Source organism: Micromonospora sicca (assembly GCF_003172935.1).
Classification (GTDB): Bacteria; Actinomycetota; Actinomycetes; order Mycobacteriales; family Micromonosporaceae; genus Micromonospora; species Micromonospora sicca.
The window spans coordinates 1-4,563 of the sequence record NZ_QGKS01000274.1; the positions used below are offsets into that span (position 1 = coordinate 1).

Annotated in this window: 5 protein-coding genes and 1 pseudogene; 2 read left to right on the plus strand and 4 right to left on the minus strand. The window is 73.7% G+C overall.

Going from position 1 to position 4,563, the window contains the following annotated elements; translation table 11 throughout:
- Window positions 1-2: 2 nt before the first annotated feature.
- The 3 genes from DKT69_RS22105 to DKT69_RS22115 form a co-directional block, all read right to left on the minus strand.
- Complete coding sequence (locus DKT69_RS22105; RefSeq protein ID WP_109803429.1) at window positions 3-1,199, minus strand: mechanosensitive ion channel family protein; 1,197 nt, start codon at window positions 1,197-1,199, stop codon at window positions 3-5.
- Between the two features lie 79 nt (window positions 1,200-1,278).
- On the minus strand, window positions 1,279-2,100 hold the full coding sequence (locus DKT69_RS22110) for a DUF1206 domain-containing protein (RefSeq protein ID WP_109803430.1): 822 nt from the start codon (window positions 2,098-2,100) through the stop codon (window positions 1,279-1,281).
- Window positions 2,101-2,160: 60 nt separating this feature from the next.
- The gene (locus DKT69_RS22115) at window positions 2,161-2,526 is read right to left on the minus strand and encodes a hypothetical protein (RefSeq protein ID WP_109803433.1); all 366 of its coding nucleotides are present in this window, start codon (window positions 2,524-2,526) and stop codon (window positions 2,161-2,163) included.
- Window positions 2,527-2,599: 73 nt separating this feature from the next.
- On the opposite strand from DKT69_RS22115, the gene DKT69_RS22120 reads away from it, so the two are divergent.
- Window positions 2,600-3,826 carry a cysteine desulfurase-like protein gene (locus DKT69_RS22120; RefSeq protein WP_109803431.1) on the plus strand — a complete coding sequence of 409 codons (1,227 nt, stop codon included), beginning with the start codon at window positions 2,600-2,602 and terminating at the stop codon, window positions 3,824-3,826.
- Window positions 3,823-4,110 (plus strand): GNAT family N-acetyltransferase, encoded by a 288-nt coding sequence (locus DKT69_RS22125; RefSeq protein WP_109803432.1) that lies wholly within the window; start codon window positions 3,823-3,825, stop codon window positions 4,108-4,110. The genes DKT69_RS22120 and DKT69_RS22125 overlap by 4 nt, the downstream gene beginning before the upstream one ends.
- A gap of 18 nt (window positions 4,111-4,128) precedes the next feature.
- Here DKT69_RS22125 and DKT69_RS22130 read toward each other — a convergent pair.
- Window positions 4,129-4,563 (minus strand): annotated as a pseudogene (locus tag DKT69_RS22130) (glycoside hydrolase family 3 protein); the annotation flags it as partial.

The following is a 4,563-nucleotide window of genomic DNA, read 5'->3' on the forward strand; positions in this document are numbered from 1 at the left end:
GGTCAGCGGCGGGTGTCGGCCGGTTCCTCGGGGCCCACGAAGACCTCGCTGCGGGCCTCGCCGTCGTCGCTGCCGCCGAAGACCCGGGCGTCGTCCGGGACGTCGGTGTCGGGGAGCCGGCGGACCGGTCGGCGCGGCTGGACCACCTGCCACGGCAGGGCGCCGGAGGCGTCGCCGACCTCGGCGCGCATCCGGGGCAGCGCGGTCGGCCGGTGGTCGCGCACCCAGGCCACCAGGTGCTCGCGGACCAGGCAGCGCAGGTCCCAGAGGCTTCCGGCGTCCGCGGCGCTGACCAGCGCCCGGACCTTGATCATGCCGCCGGTCGCGTCGGTGACCTGGAGTACGCAGACCCGGCCGTCCCACAGCTCGCTGGACTCGGCCAGCCGGCGCAGCTCCTCCCGCATCGCCTGCACCGGGATCGACCAGTCGACGTCGAACTCGGCGGTGCCGAGGACCGCCGCCTCGGTCCGGGTCCAGTTCTGGAACGGCGTGCTGGTGAAGTACGAGGTGGGCAGGATCAACCGGCGGTCGTCCCAGATCTGCACCACCACGTAGCTGAGGGTCAGCTCCTCGATCCGGCCCCACTCCCCCTCGACCACCACCACGTCGTCGAGGCGTACCGCGTCGCTGAAGGCGAGCTGGAGGCCGGCGAAGACGTTGCCGAGCAGGCTCTGCGCGGCGAGCGCGGCGACCACACCGACCACACCGGCGCTGGTCAGCACGCCGGCGCCGATGCCGCGTACGGCGGGGAAGGTCATCAGCATCACGCCGACGGCGAGGATGACGATCACGGCGATGGTGAGCCGGCGCAGCAGCACCACCTGGGTCCGCACCCGGCGGGCGTGCCGGTTGTTCGGCACGTCCACCCGGAACCGGGCCAGCGCGGTGTCCTCCATCACCACCAGCAGCGAGGCGACCAGCCAGGACGCGGCGGCGATCAGGCACAGCGCGAGCACGTGCAGCACGAGCTGGCGCCATGGGGTGCCGACCGCGTACCCGGTGCTGAACCGGACGGCTAGCTGCACGGCGAGCACGACGGCGGTCACCTGGAACGGGCGGTGCGAGTGCTCGGTGAGCTCGGTCATCAGCAGCGAACGCCGGCCGAGCCGGCGGGTCACCCGGTGCACCACCTCGACCAGCAACAAAGCGATCGCCGCCGCTCCGAGCGCGGCGACGATCGTTTCGAGGTAGCCCTGCACAGGCGTTTCTCCCTCCAGCCGGGCGGTGACGCATCGGGCAAAGGCCCAATGGTGCCCGGCGGTCGCGGAATCGACCAGGTCAGACCTTCCGGTACCGGGACTGGAGGAAGCAGTAGACGCCGAAGGCGGCGATGCCGAGCCCCATCAGCGTGAGGATCCCCTGACCCCACGGCTGGTCACGCAGGGTCCGCAGGGCGGCGTCCAGGCCGCGCGCCTTCTCCGGGTCGTAGTTGACGGCGGCGACCACGACCAGGAGTCCGGCGACGGCGAAGACGGCGCCGCGTGCCGCGTACCCGGCCATGCCGAGGCGACGGGCCAGGGTGTGGGTCTTCGGGCTCATCTCGCCGATCTTGAGGTTCCGCTCGAACTTCTTCTTCAGCCCGTAGGCGACCATCCCGATGCCGACGGCGGCGATGACCAGACCGGCGAGCCCGACCAGCCAGCGACCGCCGGTGGACGTCATCAGCTTCTCGGACAGGGCCTGCTGCTTGTCGGCGCTGCTGGAGCTGGCGTCCTGGAAGACCTTGACGGCGGTCCAGGCGAGCCAGAGGAAGACCACGGTGCGGACGACGGAGGCGATCCGCTCGAAGAGCCGGTCCTTGTCCCGCAGCGTGCGGTGCCCGAACGCCGCCTCCAGGGCCTGCCAGATCGCCATGGCGACCAGGCCGACCGCGATCGTGATCAGCAGGAACGTCCCGAGGGGTTGGGCACCCAGGGTGCGCAGCGCGCCGTTCTGGTTGCCCTCCTCACCCGACTTGCCGAACGCGATCTGCAGCGCGAGCCAGGCGAAGAGAAGATGCACGATCCCGTAGCCGATGAATCCGGCCCGGGTCAACAGTTCAAGCCACCTGCTGTTCGCGGCCTGGGCGGCGGTGGCTCCGGCGTTCCGGGTGAGTGACATGGCGCCTCAATCTCCGGATGGGAAAATTTCCAAACGTCGGCCAACGCCGCCCTGGCCAGCTCAGCTGTTGGGATTGCGCGCCACGCGGATCTTGACCTGCTGGTCGGTGACGCTGTCCAGGCTGACCGCGAAGCCGCCGGCCTCGGTGGCCTGCTGGCCGACGGTGAGCGAGAGCTGCTCCCCGGCGACCTCGACGGTGACCTGGTCACCCTGGGCGCCGATCAGCTTGGCCTCGACGCCGAAAATGGTGGCGCTCGCGTCCACGCCACGGTCGAAGGTGACCGTGCAGGCGTCCAGCCCGCAGTCGGTGGAGGCGCCCTCCGAGCTGCAGCCGGCCAGCAGCGCGACGCCGAGCGCCAGGCCGGCCAGCAGGCCGGCGGCGCGGCGGGTGGGGGTCTGCGAGGGGAAGGCACGTGGGTTCGTCACCGGCCAAGGGTACGAGATGCCGGCGACACCGCCACCGTCGGAGATCATTCCGCGGGCGCGTTAGGGTCCCGGCATGCCGTTCGACATCGCCCGCACGCGGGCCGCGTACCCCGCCCTGACCGAGGGCTTCGCCCACTTCGACGGTGCCGGCGGCACCCAGACCGCCCGGCCGGTGATCGAGGCGGTCACCGCCGCCATGGGCGCGGCGACCGGCAACCGCAGCAGCGCCTTCGTGCCCGGCCGGCGGTCGCTGGACCTGGTCGCGGCCGCCCGGTCCGCGGTGGCGGACCTGCTCGGCGCGCGGCCGGAGGGCGTGGTGCTCGGGCCGAGCGCCACGGCGCTGACGTACACCCTGGCCCGGACGCTCGGCGCGGCCTGGCGGCCGGGCGACGAGGTGGTGGTCTCCCGGCTGGACCACGACGCGAACGTGCGGCCCTGGGTGCAGGCGGCCGAGGCGGCCGGCGCCACCGTGCGCTGGGCGGAGTTCGACCCGGCGACCGGTGAGCTGCCCGCCGGCCAGTACGCCGACCTGGTCGGCGAGCGGACCCGGGTGGTCGCCGTGACCGGCGGCAGCAACGCGATCGGCACCGCGCCGGACGTCGCCGCGATCGCGAAGACCGCGCACGCGGTCGGCGCGCTGGTCTGCGTCGACGGGGTGCACGCGGTGCCGCACGGCCCGACCGATCTCGCCTCGCTGGGCGCGGACTTCCTGGTGACCAGCGCGTACAAGTGGTCCGGGCCGCACCTGGCCGCGATGGTCGCCGACCCGGCCCGATGGGCGCAGCTGCGCCCGACGAAGCTGCTCCCCTCCTCCGACGCGGTCCCGGACCGGTTCGAGTACGGCACCCCGAGCTTCCCGATGCTGGCCGGGGTGGCCGCCGCGGTGGACCACCTGGCCACGCTCGACCCGGACGCCACCGGCAGCCGGCGGGAACGCGTCCGCGCCGGCCTGGCCGCCGCCCAGGCTCACGAGGAGGCGGTCTTCGACCGGCTGCTGTCCGGGCTGACCGCACGGCCGGCGGTGACGATCTACGGCTCCCCGGCCCGGCGCTGCCCGACGGTGTCCTTCCGCGTCGCCGGGCTGGCGCCGGCCGACACGGCGGCGGCGCTGGGCGCGGCCGGCTGCTGCCTCTCCTCCGGCGACTACTACGCCTACGAGTACTTCCGCACGATGGGGCTGCGCGACGGCGGCGGGGCGGTCCGGGCCAGCGTGTACCACTACAACACGGTGGACGAGGTGGACCGGTTGCTCGCCGAACTGGACAGGATCGTCGCCGACGGGGAGAGAATGGCCCGGTGAGCTTCCTGGTCGAGGAGAACCCCGCCAAGCACCGGTTCGAGATCCTGGTCGACGGCGCGCTGGCCGGGTTCACCGCGTACATCCCGCGCGGCGAGCTGCTGGTCTTCACCCACACCGAGGTGGACGAGCGGTTCCAGAACATGGGGGTGGGGTCGGCCCTGATCCGGGGCACCCTGGACCAGATCCGCGAGCGCGGCGGGCGGCTGGTGGCGAAGTGCCCCTTCGTGGCGGCCTTCATCGAGCGCCACCCGGAGTACGCCGACCTGGTGGTCGCCGAGTCCTGACCGGGCCGCGCCGGCGGCTCAGCGGGCGCCGGTGAGGAGTTCGACGGCGGCGCGGGCGGCGGCCCGGGTGGCGCCGTGGGTGGCGACGTGGACGGCACCGGTGACCAGCTCCGGGACGCCGAGCTCCACGACGACGGCGTCCGGGCGGGCGGCCAGCCCGCGGCTCACCGCGGCCCGCATCCAGTCGTGCCGGTGCAGGTCCCGCACGACCAGCACGACGGGGCGGCCGGCCGCGCCGGCGGTCGGGTCGGCGGGCGCCTCGCCCTCGGCGTACCGGGCGACGGTGGTGTCGGGGACCAGGTCGGTCAGGGGCGTGCCGATCCCCCAGGGGGTCTCCTCGCCGATGGCCATGTTGTGCGGCGGGGCGAACTCCACCACGTGCGCCGGGCGGCGCAGCGGCAGCGCGTCGGCGCCGGCGGCCCCGGTTACCACGCGGAGCGCGCCGTCGAGCGG

Excerpts from the sequence above, each read along its gene's own strand:
- DKT69_RS22110 (WP_109803430.1), bottom strand. The coding sequence starts at position 2,100 with ATGTCACTCACCCGGAACGCCGGAGCCACCGCCGCCCAGGCCGCGAAC.
- DKT69_RS22120 (WP_109803431.1), top strand. The coding sequence starts at position 2,600 with ATGCCGTTCGACATCGCCCGCACGCGGGCCGCGTACCCCGCCCTGACC.